Annotated in this window: 12 protein-coding genes; 3 read left to right on the plus strand and 9 right to left on the minus strand. The window is 51.9% G+C overall.

The window, feature by feature from the left end; genetic code table 11:
• Positions 1–12: 12 nt before the first annotated feature.
• The 5 genes from ACMAY6_RS09940 to ACMAY6_RS09960 form a co-directional block, all read right to left on the minus strand.
• On the minus strand, positions 13–639 hold the full coding sequence (locus tag ACMAY6_RS09940; protein ID WP_435211465.1) for a rhomboid family intramembrane serine protease: 627 nt from the start codon (positions 637–639) through the stop codon (positions 13–15).
• Positions 623–1,507 (minus strand): NAD(+) kinase, encoded by an 885-nt coding sequence (locus ACMAY6_RS09945; RefSeq protein WP_435211467.1) that lies wholly within the window; start codon positions 1,505–1,507, stop codon positions 623–625. Before ACMAY6_RS09945 ends, ACMAY6_RS09940 begins: the two co-directional genes overlap by 17 nt.
• Positions 1,508–1,548: 41 nt before the next feature.
• Positions 1,549–2,736 carry a glycosyltransferase family 4 protein gene (locus ACMAY6_RS09950; RefSeq protein WP_435211469.1) on the minus strand — a complete coding sequence of 396 codons (1,188 nt, stop codon included), beginning with the start codon at positions 2,734–2,736 and terminating at the stop codon, positions 1,549–1,551.
• The gene (gene lipA / locus ACMAY6_RS09955) at positions 2,736–3,752 is read right to left on the minus strand and encodes a lipoyl synthase (RefSeq protein WP_435211471.1); all 1,017 of its coding nucleotides are present in this window, start codon (positions 3,750–3,752) and stop codon (positions 2,736–2,738) included. Before lipA ends, ACMAY6_RS09950 begins: the two co-directional genes overlap by 1 nt.
• Positions 3,753–3,891: 139 nt before the next feature.
• Positions 3,892–6,012: a molybdopterin-dependent oxidoreductase gene (locus ACMAY6_RS09960; protein ID WP_435211473.1), complete on the minus strand. Its 2,121-nt coding sequence runs from the start codon at positions 6,010–6,012 to the stop codon at positions 3,892–3,894.
• Positions 6,013–6,369: 357 nt separating this feature from the next.
• Here ACMAY6_RS09960 and ACMAY6_RS09965 point away from each other — a divergent pair, with 357 nt between their 5' ends.
• A complete protein-coding gene (locus ACMAY6_RS09965) occupies positions 6,370–7,107 on the plus strand; it encodes a Coq4 family protein (RefSeq protein WP_435211475.1) in 738 nt (245 codons plus the stop codon).
• A 200-nt stretch (positions 7,108–7,307) separates the two neighbouring features.
• A complete protein-coding gene (locus ACMAY6_RS09970) occupies positions 7,308–8,303 on the plus strand; it encodes a 4Fe-4S dicluster domain-containing protein (RefSeq protein ID WP_435211477.1) in 996 nt (331 codons plus the stop codon).
• Positions 8,304–8,482: 179 nt separating this feature from the next.
• Here the strand turns inward: ACMAY6_RS09970 and ACMAY6_RS09975 are convergent, their stop codons facing one another.
• On the minus strand, positions 8,483–9,139 hold the full coding sequence (locus ACMAY6_RS09975; protein WP_435211479.1) for a glutathione S-transferase family protein: 657 nt from the start codon (positions 9,137–9,139) through the stop codon (positions 8,483–8,485).
• 149 nt (positions 9,140–9,288) lie between these two features.
• Here ACMAY6_RS09975 and ACMAY6_RS09980 point away from each other — a divergent pair, with 149 nt between their 5' ends.
• Entirely contained in the window at positions 9,289–9,654 is a 366-nt protein-coding gene (locus ACMAY6_RS09980) for an EthD domain-containing protein (RefSeq protein ID WP_435211481.1), read from the plus strand.
• 148 nt (positions 9,655–9,802) lie between these two features.
• Here the strand turns inward: ACMAY6_RS09980 and ACMAY6_RS09985 are convergent, their stop codons facing one another.
• The 3 genes from ACMAY6_RS09985 to ACMAY6_RS09995 form a co-directional block, all read right to left on the minus strand.
• Positions 9,803–11,971 carry a M3 family metallopeptidase gene (locus tag ACMAY6_RS09985; RefSeq protein WP_435211482.1) on the minus strand — a complete coding sequence of 723 codons (2,169 nt, stop codon included), beginning with the start codon at positions 11,969–11,971 and terminating at the stop codon, positions 9,803–9,805.
• Between the two features lie 83 nt (positions 11,972–12,054).
• Positions 12,055–12,387 (minus strand): antibiotic biosynthesis monooxygenase family protein, encoded by a 333-nt coding sequence (locus ACMAY6_RS09990; protein WP_435211484.1) that lies wholly within the window; start codon positions 12,385–12,387, stop codon positions 12,055–12,057.
• A 73-nt stretch (positions 12,388–12,460) separates the two neighbouring features.
• Positions 12,461–13,069 carry a thymidine kinase gene (locus ACMAY6_RS09995; RefSeq protein ID WP_435211486.1) on the minus strand — a complete coding sequence of 203 codons (609 nt, stop codon included), beginning with the start codon at positions 13,067–13,069 and terminating at the stop codon, positions 12,461–12,463.
• Between the last annotated feature and the right edge of the window lie 56 nt (positions 13,070–13,125).

The following is a 13,125-nucleotide window of genomic DNA, read 5'->3' on the forward strand; positions in this document are numbered from 1 at the left end:
TCTCTCTCCTTTTTAAGATCTATCAAACCGAGACAGCAATCCAAATACACCGCCCAGTAAAACACCGATTACCAGCCCCCCGAGATGAGCGCCATTAGCAATCGCCCCAGCCCCAAGGATTTGCAGCGCCCCAACTAGGCCAACAACAAGCCAGATCAACATAAATCCCACAACAGCAGGCGGGAGCGGTTCTATCCAATTTGGACGAAGCGCATTTCCGGCCCAGATGAATCCCATAAACGCGTAGACAACACCCGACATTCCCCCAAATATCGAAGGGCCGGAAATAAAATACTGGACGCTGTTTGAAAACACTGCGGAAGCTAAATATAAGCCTGTCAGATTGAGTGAACCCAGTGAGGTCTCTATACGTCGCCCAAACTCCCAAATCCATAAACAGTTAAAAACCAAATGCATCCAACTGAAATGTAACAACGTTGGTGTGATGAAGCGCCACCAGTCACTACCGGGTTCCCCCAAGCGACCTCCGCGGGACGTCAGCTCTACAGGAACAAAATTGAAAAGCTGAAGAATGGGCCCATATAAACCCAGCTCTTTAAAAAGCAGAAACACCAACGTGCTAAGAGCAACCAGCGCAAACGCAATTGGAGAAGATCTGATCTTACTGGGTAAGGGCATCGGACCATCGTAGCTTGTCACGGCAACTTGCATAGAAGCTATTACCCGGCGGATGCAGCAAAATCAGTCGCTCTTCCTTTTTACTAACGGTAACTGAATCACCCGGGAGGGCCGTCAGAGAAACCTGCCCATCGCAGGTCACCAAAGGATGTATTTGGTTGCGCGAGACAACATCAAGTTTAATCTTGGAGTCACCATGAACAACGATCGGCCGACTCGTAAGCGAGTGCGAAAACATAGGAACCAAAACAATGGCATCGAGAGCAGGATTCATAATGGGGCCGCCCCCCGACATTGAGTAGGCGGTAGAACCTGTTGGCGTTGCCAAAATAAGCCCATCAGCATTCATACGATAGACAAACTCGCCGTCGATGGTGAGCTCGAATTCAATCATCTGAGCAGATGTTCCGGAATTTACGACAACATCGTTGAGCGCTTCTGCCGCGCCAATCACCTCGCCGTTGCGCAGCACTTCAGTGTCGAGCAAAAAACGAGAATCTCGAGTATAGTCTCCGTCGAGCACGGCTGTAACTTGACCGACTAAATCATCAGGGCTTACGTCAGTCAGAAAACCAAGCCGCCCCCGATTAACGCCAATTACTGGCGTATGGTGCCGTACTAACGTTCTGGCGGCACTCAGCAGTGAACCATCTCCGCCAATGACTATGGCCAAATCTACGCTTTCACCAATGGCATCACGGGGTTGCCTAGCACGTTTCTCAAAGTGCGACAGGGTCGCGAGTCGATCTTCGAGCACCACATCAACACCTCGCGCATCCAAAAGCGCCAGTAAGTCAGCCACGATCTGATTGACACCCGGGTGCTCCCGCCGACCAAGCAGACCCACTCGCTGGAATTCCTGCTCCATAGCTACACCACCTCAATCACAATAAACACGCACGATGTTTTTCAAACACTTAGGGAGTGGCGATGATAACGATTAAGTTCACGCCTCATGCAATGTGCCAGTTCAAAGCGCGGCAGCTGCTCTCGAGCGGCCGCCATGCCCTCCCTAGCGGATTGCTTCCAGAAAACCGAGTCGGACATCATCCGGTTAATGGCCACCACCATTTCTTCGCGGCTATCAGCCACAACAACGCCGGAGCGCATGCGAAAGTGCGACCTTCGCATAGCGTGGCGAGTAGTGACTGTGGGTACTCCCCTAGCCATGGCATTCACTAATTTTGCATCGACGTGGTCTTCAAAAAGTAGCGGCTCGACGACAACCCGGCAACGCTGGTCCAGTAAGTGGTGATCGTCAGTACTCCAGTGCAGAAAAACCCGAGACATTGCTGAGATATGCTCAATGAACTCTCGGGACGGTGCAGAGCCAACAATATGAAACTCAACGCCAGGAATAATTCTCTGAGCTACCGGCCAAATTTCTTTTAAAAACCAGTTCACACTGGCTACATTACCGGCATCGCCTAAATACCCATAAAAACCAATGCGCGGCTCAGTTCGATTGAAGTCGACCTCAGCCAACGTGGGTTTAGCACCGGTTGGGTGACTAAAGCTGTACTGAAGCTGTCGCATTGAAACACCGCGCTCAGACAATCTAGCGGCAAGGCTGGGGCGGATAAAAACCATCTCTACCTCACGGCAAACATCAACGAGATAGGGCTCCCGTGAGTCACTGCCTATGCCTGTCGTATTATCTTCATCGTCCATTACGCCCTGACCATACGGAATAAAGGCTATTGGCACGTCAGTACCGATTGGCCGGTAAGGCCACGAAAGCAAGCCGTCGATGACCACCGCATCAAAAGCCTCGACGTTACGCTGAATCGTTGTTTGTAGGCGCGCGCAGAGCTTAGTGGTACCAAAACGCTCCTTCATTAAGCGTCTCAAGCCTTTCTCGCAATCGGTATCCGCGCTGCTCGCTTCAAAGCCGCCTGTAACACGGAGGGGACCAAGGTCGACACGCAAACGATGCAACCCCTCAGCCGTAACAGGACCAACAACAGCGAGCGATATCTCAAAATCGCGACTTAGAACGCCAACATTAATTCTTGATTGCAGCGACAGAACTCCGTCACCGCAGCGAGACTGTACCGCGCTGATATAGAGGAGCTTTAATGGGGATGCCAAAGCCATCAATTCAGACCCACATTATTTCCCTCAAGCACCCGCTCTGCTCGATAGCTTGAACGCACCATGGCACCAGACACAACCTCCATAAACCCTAACGACAGGCCTACATCGCGATAATGCTCGAACTCTTCTGGAGTGACGTATCTCGCGATCGGGTAGTGGTTTTTTGTCGGTTGCAGGTACTGCCCGAGAGTAATGACATCGACGCCGTGCTCTCGACAGTCCTTCATGCACTGCACGATTTCTTCTTCAGATTCGCCCAGTCCCAGCATGATGGATGTTTTGGTAATGACATCAGGGCGGTACTTTTTACCATGGGCTAGCACTGCTAGGGTTTGCTGGTAGGTCGCACGAACATCTCTCACCGGATGGGTCAGTCGCTCAACGGTTTCAATATTCTGTGCGAAAACCTCAATACCGGAGTCGAGCAAAATCTCAATCGCGCCCGTATCTCCCAGAAAATCGGGAGTCAGAGCTTCTACTGCTGTCTCTGGATTTTGCTCTTTTACCGCAATCACCACCTCGGCGTACCGAGATGCACCGCCGTCGGGCAAGTCGTCACGATTCACCGAAGTCAGTACCACGTATTTGAGTCCCATCAGCTGCACGGCACGGGCCGTCTTAGCCGCCTCTTCGGGGTCTAGCCAACCTTGGGGATTTCCTGTGTTCACCGCACAAAACTGGCAGGCTCGAGTACAAACATCGCCCATCAACATGATCGTAGCAGTACCTGCGCTCCAGCATTCACTGATGTTGGGGCACTTCGCTTCCTCGCAAACCGTCGCCAAATCATTGTCGTGTACGATAGTTTTTACCGCGGCATAATTGGGCGTACTTTGAATGCGGACGCGCAACCAATCGGGCTTTTGCAGCGCGGCAGAGGCTGTAGCACTGCGCTTGATGCCATCTTTGATCGCCCGCACACCCCTTTCGGTGGTGAATTTGTCACCACTCTTAACCTGTTGGGTTGGGATTAGCTCAATTTTTCTGTCAACCGACGATTCGCTCATAGTGGCCATTATATCGCGATCAGCGCGCTCCGTAGCAGTAATTCGTAGTCTACAAAAAACCAATAAATGCGGCGAGTCCGTCTTTGTTTGTCAACGGTGAATCCAGAAGAAAACTCGCAGCTTAAGCCCCAGCAGCCCTCAGCCATAATCAAAGGCTGGCGATAACCACCCCTACACCATTAAGAGCAGCGTTCCCCGTCAGCTCATCAAGATAAGTCGCTTCTGTAATAGCGTTACAACTAACCCCGGCATGGGCGTTGGCAACCCCGCTGAGAGTACCTGGCCGGCCATGGCCATAGCCGTGGGGTAAACTTACTACCCCCGACATCATTGTATCGGTTATCTCCAGCTCCACTTCAATGCTCCCCGCCCGGCTAGAGACGCTCACGCGAGACCCCGTTAGCCAACCTTCACGCGCAGCGTCATCGGGGCTAACCTGCAAGGTACAACGCTGAGGGCCTTTCACAAGCCGTGTGAAGTTGTGCATCCAAGAATTGCAGTCGCGCACATGCCGCCGCCCTATCAGTCGATAACCCTGACTAGCCTCATTAAGCTGCTGCTCAAGTCGGCCTAAATCGTCAAATATAGCGGACAGCGCAAGGTTTATACGTTGCTCTGGAGTTTTGAGGCGCTCGGGGAGTTGGGGTTTGAGCGGACCAAGATCAACACCCGAGGGTGTGGCACGGAGTGCTTCTATTGAAAGCTTGTGCTCGCTGTTATCACCGTAAGGGCCCGCTTTTAACCCTCGATCAATAATGACATGCGGCGGTACTGCTTTGCGGGCCTCAAGATCAAGCGCATCAGCAACACGCTCGCCTAGACCCTGAAAAATCTCCCAGTCATGCAAAGCCCCCTCTGGCTTGTCAAAAACTGCCTCACTAAAACGCGCAGTGTTACGCATAGCGTTTACGTGAAACGCCAAATCGTAGTGATCGTGCTCTAGGGGTGAGGTCGGCGGTAAAATAACGTCAGCGTGGCGAGTTGTTTCGTTGATCCACGGGTCGAGAGACACCATAAAATCTAAGCCCTCCAGCGCCCCGTCTAAATCGTCCCCCGCTGGGGTCGACAACACCGGATTGCCGGCGCCAGTGAAGAGCGCACGAATTTGGCCCTCACCCGGGGTCCTAATTTCCTCAGCTAGGCAAGCAACGGGCAACTCACGATCAAACTCTGGCAGCTGTCGTACACGACTGGTATGCCGACCAAAGCCACCAGGGCTGGCACCCACAACCTGATCAACTGCAGGCAAAGTAAACAAACTGCCTCCCTCCCGATCAAGGTTACCGGTCAATACATTCACAACCTGAATCGCCCACTGACATAAGGTGCCAAACCGCTGGGTCGAAACGCCCATACGGCCATAGCAAATCGCTTTATCAGCCGCCGCAAAATCATGGGTTAACTGAACAATGTCCTCTTCAGCCATCCCAGTGTGCGACGCAGCCCACTCGGGCGTGTAATGCACCACAGCCTGCTGAATGTCGCTAAGACCATCCACAAAGTCCGTTAAATGCCCGAGCTGAACCAAGTTATCCCGAAATAGCAGATGAATCATTGCGAGAAGCAGCGCAGCATCGGTGCCGGGCTTCACCGCGTGGTGCGCTGTGGCCAACTCGGCGGTCTCCGTTCTTCTGGGATCGATGACAACCAACTTCCCGCCGCGCTCGGTCAGCGATTTAATCCGCTTTCTAACATCCGGTACCGTCCAAATACTTCCATTGGAGGCAACGGGGTTGGCGCCGATCATAAGGAAATAATCAGTTCGATCGATATCAGGAATAGGGAACATGAGTTTGTGACCAAAAAGCCACAATGAAATTAAGTGATGAGGCAACTGGTCGACTGACGTCGCTGAATAGCGGTTACGTGTTCTTATGTGCTTAAACAAAGCACTTTGGTGCGTCATCATGCCGTAGTTGTGCACCGTAGGGTTGCCCATGTAGATGCCGACGGCGTCGACGCCATGATTTTTGATCGTCTCGACCAGCCCCATGGCGGCAAGATCCAGCGCCTCATCCCATTCAATGGGCTGATGCTCATAACCCCCGTCAGCGCCACGAACCCGCTTAACCGGTTTCCGCAACCGGTCAGGATCGCTGTGGATGTCCTGCAGGGCCACGGCTTTGGGACAAATATGCCCGCGGCTGAGAGGGTCATCGGAATCGCCCTTAATCGAGACCACGTCAGGCCCCTCGGTTTCTATAACGACACCACAAATAGCCTCGCACAAATGACAGGCTCGGTAATGGGTTTGGCGCTCTTGATTCATGTTGAAAGCATCACTCGGAAAAGGCTCACCCTGCCCTGCCCCACTTAAAAGCGCAAGGCCAATCAAAGGATCCCCAAGACATTTACACCGATATACTCATGAACAGAACCACTTCGTTAACCCGCATCAGATAGGTTTCCAATGCCCAAAGGTAAACATGTAAAGAGAGGGCCATATCAATGCTTAACTCGCCGGGGTGGCCGATAATGATTCACAATTAACGCGATCGCCTCGCTATACTGCCGCCGTGGCGCGATTGACAGGTCGACCAGTCTGTCGCGGCGCAGTAGCAAATGCTCAACTAGAATCATGCATTCACACCCTTACAGTTACGGCAGCAACATTACTAGGCAAGCTATGAATTCTCTGAAACGTATGCTTCTCCGTAAACGCGTCAAGCCATTTGCAGCACTGCTTGCGACGAGAAAACTGCTAAAAGACCCCGACGATACCCGTCAGGTTTTTAAAATCATTGATGCGCTGAGCGGCGATGTCATTGGCCGCACGGTAAAGCGACTATCTGATGACGCCACCGGTCGAGAGCTATTAGCCAAAAAACCTAATATCGTGGACCTACTCAATGATAGCGAGCGCTTATCGGCCATGCCCCCAGGTTCAATCGGGTATACCTATTGGCAGTTTATCCACATGCAGAATCTCTCTGCTGATGGCCTTATCGCCTCTAGTGAGGGCACTAAGGAAAATGTTGGATTTACAGCCGATGAGCGTTGGACCGGCAATCGCCTTAGAGATATTCACGACTTGCAACACGTACTAACCGGATACGGGCGGGATCCCATCGGCGAGCTAAGCCTGTTGTCTTTCATGACAACTCAGGTTCCCAATCAAGGCATTAACTTCATCATCAAAATGGGGACACGCAAGTATCGACAGGAGATACCGTCACTGGATATTGAGGCTTTAATTCATGAGGGCAGAAGCATAGGACAGCAAGCCGCTTGGATGCCTGCTATTTGCTGGGAAGATCGCCTTGAAGAATCTCTCGAAGACGTCCGCACTGAGTTAGGCTTCACCCCCCCCATTAAGTATCAAAGTAGCCAGATCAACCAACCGGAATTGTTTGCGACCGCTTGATATTTTGGCTTGTTTTCTTGGGGCGGGCCTCAGCAACCACAACCAGCCCTCGCAAATTTGCACGGTACGCTATGCGATAGCGTCAGAAGACCGAATTCATGGGGTACGGAAAGAAACTACATCGCCATCAATGCAAAGGCTAGCCAATACCCAGTTGCCAGACTAATCTCTCCGTTGACGCATCGACGGAACGCATTGTTATGGCCTCCAAAAAGTCACACCACTTCACGCCCGACGAGAACTTCACCAAACTATTGCATGACCACAGTGGCAATACGATTAATGGCGTTGGTGAGCCTCAAAAGCGGCGCCCAACCATGGTTTGGTGGGCGCCAAACCCGGAGACTGCCCCCTTCGGTGAGGCGCAAAAGTGGTTTTACTCAAAGGAACAACCCGACGAGGAGATGCTTGAACTCAGAAGGTCACGCCACAAGGTGGTAGCGCAATCCGTACCTGACATTGCGACCCAAAAGGTGATGAAACCACCGCAAAATTGGACCGATCAGCTGCAACAGTTTATTGATTCAGGTGACTGTGAAATGACCGGCGTCACCCCGCTTGAGGCCGACTGGGTGTTCGATCATGAAGACACGACGCTTCCCAATATTGTCATGATCGGCGTACAACACGATTATGAAGAGTTGAAGCACGTCCCAGACATTCGAGGCGGAAAGGATGTCACGCGGCAATACCTTCGTGCGGCTGCCGCTGCAAAAAAAGTCGCGGCGTGGATACGCGAACAGGGTTACCAAGCCGACGCTGTAACCGGACCAATGACAGGGAAAATTTTAATGATTCCCCCCGCCATTGCCTGCGGCTTTGGTGAGTTGGGAAAGCATGGATCTATCATTAACAAAGAGTTTGGTTCAGCATTTCGATTATCTGCAGTGCTGACCGATGCTCCCTTTGCCAGCACGCCGCCTAGAGAGTTTGGAGTGGATGATTTCTGTAGCCGCTGTCGCGTCTGTGAGAACGCCTGTCCCCCTGAAGCCATTACTCCAGAGAAGCAGACCGTCAGAGGCGTCGATAAATGGTACGTCGACTTTGAGCGCTGCATCCCCTATTTCGCAGAGACCTCCGGTTGTGCGATTTGCATCGCAGTGTGTCCGTGGTCACTGCCCACCGTGGGGCTGAGCCTAACGGCAAAGCTGCAAAGAAGAGCTCAGCGCCTAGCAACAGAAGCCGGCAAACAATGAGCACCGCCTTTTAGCAAAGGCACCGATCGCGGTTGCGCTGCGGCCTTAAAGCCACTGCCATCGACCCTGTCTTAGCACAAGAGCAGAGGGCGCTGTGCACCGCCACAGCGACCCAACACGGTGGTTTCAGTATGGGAGCTTCGATGATACGCAGCACCCTTGTGCCAACAATAGTCCCGCTATTTGGCGCTGAGCCCAGCGACGAACTCCGCCATTTCAGACGCACTCTCTGCACTGAACTGCTGTGCATGCTCATTGTCATTGAGTGCTGCCAGAAGCTCAGAACTGCCATTGATATCGGACAGTAAATCCCAACCGTAGGTCTTTTTAGCGACGGCCTGTGCTAATGGCAGCACATAAAGCGCCATATAATCAGGTGCCATCGGGCTCGCCCCCATGAGGAAAGGCCCGCAATCAGCCAACTGGTTTAATGTGCGGACCCCCTTCTCAAGCACTGGCTTAACCTCATCAATGGTTAGCTGCTCGTTACGCCCACCAAAGAGAGTTCCCGGAAAGAGCCGGCGGGCAGGCAACTCCAAATACAGCTCTAGAGAATGCATGAGCTGGCGGGCTCGGGCTTTGGCATAACTCCCTTTGGGTAAGACTGGCTTATCTGGATACTGTTCATCGAGGTACTCAAGAATCACCTGTGTCTCAGCGATGAACCCATGTTCCGTCTCAAGGCAGGGCACCTTCCCCATTGGACTCATAGAAATCCAATCCGGACTTTGACTAGGAAAGGTTTTGACAACCTCATACTCAAGCCCTTTGGCCGCAAGGGTCATTCGCACCATATTGAAATAATTACTGACAGCAAATCCGTAAAGTTTGAGCACATGAAACTCCATCTGTAGAGGGTGCCGTAGCCTAACATCCACCGCAGCCTTCTAGAACTACAAAACGCCTGTCCACCCAGTTTTTGCACGGGCATAATCGGCGCAGAATAGAACGCACACAACTAAGACTCAGGCAGGAGCTGCTAACCATGATAAAAGTGATCACCCTGCTCTGCCGCAAAGAAGGCATGAGCAAAGCTGATTTCCGGCAATATTATGAAACCAACCATCGGCATATTGGCGAGAAATATTTAAGCGGCTACGCCACACATTACGAGCGGCGGTACGTGCGCCCCTCTGACCCAAGCGTTCAATACGGTCTCGAACCTGATTTTGATGTAATCATGGAGGTCTGGTTTCCCCATCAGGGGGCCATGCAAACTGCAATGGCGGCACTCGCGCAACCAGAGGCGCAAACCGAAATTACAGCCGATGAGGAGCAGCTATTTAACCGATCAAAAACAGTCAGTTTTGTCGTGGATGAAGTTGCGTCGACCATGCCTAGCCTTGCATAGTTCTCGAGCAGCGCCCTCCCCGACAAAGCCAGTCAACATTCACCCGCATAACCGCACAAACCTTCGAATAAGCCTGCCATTTAGGCCAAGTGGTTCTCTCCCAAGAGGAAAGCCCTTAGGAGAGAGTCATACGGGTTACTGCAAGTGCTCAGCCTTCGATGGGCGTTAAGCCCCGACGAATGAGCAAGGCCTCTATCTCCGCATCACGACCACGAAAATTGCGATAAAGGCTCATGGCATCTTCAGATCCACCCCGTGAAAGCAGCGTGGCCCTGAAATGATCACCATTCTCACGACGCAAACCGCCATTTTCTAAGAACCATTGAACCGTATCAGCGTCGAGAACCTCACTCCAAATATAGGAGTAATAACCAGCAGAATAACCACCCACAATATGGGAAAAATAGGTCGTGCGATAACGTGGTGGTACCACTTCAAAATCTGCTCCCGCTTCCTTTAGGGCATTAGTCTCAAAAGCTAGCACTCCTTCGGCGTTGGGTAGCGTATCTGCAGACTTCTGATGCCACGCTTGATCTAATAAGGATGCAGCGAGGTATTCAGTCGATCGGAAGCCCTCATTAAACAGCGCTGAAGCCGACACTTTCTCCAACAGTTCAGGCGGTAGTGACTCGCCTGTCTCATGATGAACAGCATAGTTGGATAATATCTCAGGCCAATCAGCCCACATTTCGTTGACTTGTGAAGGATACTCAACAAAATCTCGGGGGACTGACAGACTGCTGGGGTACTGCACATCAGCGAACATCGCGTGTAACGCATGACCAAACTCATGGAACAATGTTGTGACTTCATCCCAGGTTAATAACGTGGGTTCACCTTCTGGCGGTCGAGGAATATTTAGGTGATTAGCCGAGACCGGCTGCGTTCCCATCAGGCCTGACTGGGACACATAAGACATAGCCCAAGCACCACCGCGCTTAGACGCTCTTGCGTACATATCTTCCACAAATAATGCGAGCACAGAGCCGTCTGCATTACGCACCTCCCAGACCCGCACCGTCTCGTGATAAACAGGTAAATCATTACGCTGGGTAAACGTAATGCCGTACAGCTGTTCCGCCGCATGAAATACGCCGCGCACTAAAACATTGTTCAGCTCAAAATAGGGTTTCAGCTCAGACTCGTCGAAGGCATATTTTTGCGCACGCAAGGCCTCGGAATAATAAGCCCAATCCCAAGGTGCCAATTCAAATGTTTCTCCCTCCGCGGCAATCAAGGTCTGCAGCTCTGCAGCTTCAGTCTTGGCGTTGGCTACCGCAACAGGTGCCAAATCGGTAAGCAGGGTGTTAACCGCCTCAGTGGTTCTTGCCGTTTGATTTTCTAGGTTAAACGCGGCATGACTTGGATAGCCCAATAAGCGTGCACGCTCGGCACGTAGCTTCATGATTTTTGAAATATTCTGCCGGTTGTCGTATTCACCCCCGGAGGAGCCTCGCCCAACAGATGCCTTGTAAATCCGCTCCCTAAGCTCCCGATTAGTGAGGCGAGCCAATGCAGGCTGCCCAGAGGTGTTAAGCAGTGGTATCACCCATTGGTCATCTTGGCCTCTTGCCACCGCCGCCGCCTTCGCAGATGCAATCTCCCCCTCTGACAAACCGTCGAGCTGCGCCACGTCGTCGACGACAATTGCACGGTCATTGACCTCTGACAAAACATTCTGCCGAAATGCGGTTTGTAAGCTTGCCATCTCTGTATTTATCTCACGCATCCGCTCCTGCTCAGATGCGTTCAATAACGCCCCAGCCCTGACAAAACCCTGATGGGTTTCCTCAAGCAGTCGCAGCGCCTCGGGGTCAAGTCCCAGCTCATCCCGCTCCCGATGCAAGGCGTCAACACGCGCAAAAAGTCGGGGATCTAATAATATAGCGTCCTCGTGTTCCGCAAATTGCGGTGACAGCCGCACTTGAATCGCTTCGATCTCATCATTGGTGTGGGCCGAAGATAAACCAAAGAATACTCGGGCAGATCGGTTTAGTAGCTGTCCACTTTGCTCCATCGCCACTAACGTATTGGCAAAGGTTGGCGGTGCCTCATTGCTAGCAATCGCCTCTATTTCGTTGCGCTGCTCTGCCATACCTTGAAGCATGGCCGACTCGAAATGCTCATTTTTTATGCGATCGAACGGCGGGTAGCCAAACTGCAGGTCACTAGGTGTGAGCAGCGGATTTTCAGACGCGCCCGTTGCATTGTCTGATTCAGCGACATCATCTGAGTCGGACTCCACAGCAACCTCTCCAGTACAGGCGACCAACACGCTGAAGATTAACGTGCTGGCCAATATTTTTACTACATTCATGTCTACTTCCTTGTATGTATTTTTTCTTACAGATTCACTTAACTTTATAAGTTGGCTTCAGGAACTTCTACCAACAATGCGCTTCATTCTATATCAGGGAGAACTTCCCAATCAGGCGCCTCAAACTCCCCGAGCAATTCCACCGTAACAATTTCAGCCTGGGCTTCAATGATTGCTTTCACTTCTCTGCCGCCCATCACCGAAGCAGCGTCTCGGGCAACCTTACTGTCCCAAGTCGCAATCGCCAATGCCCTTCGATCGTCCCCAATCTTTCGATGCAGTCTTGTTCCTCGCGCTCCGGGTGAGCGCTGTATAATCGCGCTCGCCTCCATCCAAGAGGCTGCGTATTCATCGATGGAGTGGCCTTTTTTAGCAGTGACTTCAAAGATGTAGTACATGAATTGTTCCCCTGCCATTTGAACTCATGTGACTATACTTTTTGCCGACAACGCGTTTGCGACTTGCTCGCCATACGAGTTTCACACGCCTCTAAAGTGACAATGAGTGCCTCTGTTCATATTCTAGGTAACAATGCGCGCACAGTGCCTCATACGTCACCCCGGGAGCGTCGATCATAATTTGATGCCCCTCGTGGGTCATGCCACTCTCACCCAAGCGTGCATTAAAAATTGCTTTCTCGCCGCAGCGACAAATCGTTTTCATTTCCTCCAACGAATGTGCTACTTCCAAAAGGCGAAGGCTACCGGGAAATGCGCGTCGTCTAAAATCGGTGCGAATACCAAACGCTACGACCGGGAGATCATCCAAAACCGCAATTTCTAGCGCCGCATCGACCTGTGCCGGCTCCAAAAACTGCGCCTCATCAATAAGAACACAGGCAAGTGCAGACTGGGAAGAAGCACGATTTTGGCGCAACTCCTTTACCTTGCCACGCAGATCTTGACCGGCAGCGAGCAGAATATCTGCGGTACGGTTAACCCCCAGCCGAGAGACGATTTGATTGTGGCCTTTCGTGTCCAACGCAGGTTTAACCACAACCACTGATTGTCCACGCTCTTCATAGTTGTGTGCCACTTGTAACAGCGCTGTACTTTTTCCGCTATTCATAGCCCCGTAACGAAAAAACAACTTACTCATTGTAAAGCCTGGCGCCCACAAACCTTGATCCGGCTGCGACCGATTGCCAACACCTT

Origin of the sequence: Luminiphilus sp. nBUS_16 (assembly GCF_051201645.1) — a bacterium.
Classification (GTDB): domain Bacteria; phylum Pseudomonadota; class Gammaproteobacteria; order Pseudomonadales; family Halieaceae; genus Luminiphilus.

Coding starts and splice junctions, on each gene's coding strand:
- ACMAY6_RS09940 (WP_435211465.1), bottom strand. CDS start 639: ATGCCCTTACCCAGTAAGATCAGATCTTCTCCAATTGCGTTTGCGCTG.
- ACMAY6_RS09945 (WP_435211467.1), bottom strand. CDS start 1,507: ATGGAGCAGGAATTCCAGCGAGTGGGTCTGCTTGGTCGGCGGGAGCAC.
- ACMAY6_RS09950 (WP_435211469.1), bottom strand. CDS start 2,736: ATGGCTTTGGCATCCCCATTAAAGCTCCTCTATATCAGCGCGGTACAG.
- lipA (WP_435211471.1), bottom strand. CDS start 3,752: ATGGCCACTATGAGCGAATCGTCGGTTGACAGAAAAATTGAGCTAATC.
- ACMAY6_RS09960 (WP_435211473.1), bottom strand. CDS start 6,012: ATGAATCAAGAGCGCCAAACCCATTACCGAGCCTGTCATTTGTGCGAG.
- ACMAY6_RS09965 (WP_435211475.1), top strand. CDS start 6,370: ATGAATTCTCTGAAACGTATGCTTCTCCGTAAACGCGTCAAGCCATTT.
- ACMAY6_RS09970 (WP_435211477.1), top strand. CDS start 7,308: ATGGCCTCCAAAAAGTCACACCACTTCACGCCCGACGAGAACTTCACC.
- ACMAY6_RS09980 (WP_435211481.1), top strand. CDS start 9,289: ATGATAAAAGTGATCACCCTGCTCTGCCGCAAAGAAGGCATGAGCAAA.
- ACMAY6_RS09985 (WP_435211482.1), bottom strand. CDS start 11,971: ATGAATGTAGTAAAAATATTGGCCAGCACGTTAATCTTCAGCGTGTTG.
- ACMAY6_RS09990 (WP_435211484.1), bottom strand. CDS start 12,387: ATGGCAGGGGAACAATTCATGTACTACATCTTTGAAGTCACTGCTAAA.
- ACMAY6_RS09995 (WP_435211486.1), bottom strand. CDS start 13,069: ATGAGTAAGTTGTTTTTTCGTTACGGGGCTATGAATAGCGGAAAAAGT.